The organism is Arenibacter troitsensis (genome assembly GCF_900177645.1).
In the GTDB taxonomy this organism is placed as follows: Bacteria; Bacteroidota; Bacteroidia; order Flavobacteriales; family Flavobacteriaceae; genus Arenibacter; species Arenibacter troitsensis.
In genome coordinates, this window is record NZ_FXAO01000013.1 from 73,429 (window position 1) to 74,233 (window position 805).

Below are 805 nucleotides of genomic sequence, written 5' to 3' on the forward strand. Positions count from 1 at the left end.
GAGCTCCTGTATCACCAGTATCTCCTTTGGCTCCGGTTGGACCCTGAGCTCCCGTAGGACCTTGGGCTCCAGTGGCTCCTGTATCTCCTGTCGGACCTTGCGCACCTGTGGCTCCCGTATCACCAGTATCTCCTTTGGCACCAGTTGGACCCTGAGCTCCTGTTGGACCTTGGGCACCGGTTGCTCCCGTTGGACCTTGCGCTCCTGTGGCTCCTGTATCACCAGTATCTCCTTTGGCGCCGGTTGGCCCCTGAGCTCCCGTAGGACCTTGGGCTCCAGTAGCACCAGTTGGGCCTTGCGCTCCTGTGGCTCCTGTGTCTCCAATATCTCCTTTGGCACCAGTTGGACCTTGTGCTCCCGTAGCACCGGTTGGGCCTTGAGCTCCAGTGGCTCCTGTTGGACCCTGGGCACCTGTGGCTCCATCATTACCCGGAGGTCCTTGTGGACCTGCAGGACCCTGTGGGCCGGTATCAGGATCAATCCAAGAATATATTCCTGATCCGTCAGTGGAAAGCACTTGTCCGCCTGTTCCTCCCGCCGGTAATTCAATTTCATTATACGGATCATCATCTGCATCACGAATATCAATTGTTGTACTACCTCCTCTTTCCAAGGCTATATTTACTGACTCATTTGCACTAACAACTGAACTGCTAATACCTTGATTGTCGGTGTTTAAAACTGACTTATCGACCCACTCCACCGTACCAACAGCATCGGTAACCAATACCTTGTCGTTTCCTCCACTTAATATGTTTTCTGTCTGTACCGCATTGTCCGCCAACTTGGCATTGGTCACCGCATC

General features: G+C 53.8%; 1 pseudogene. It reads right to left on the reverse strand.

Annotated features, from left to right (window positions below):
* Window positions 1-805 (reverse strand): annotated as a pseudogene (locus tag B9Y87_RS22265) (hypothetical protein); the annotation flags it as partial.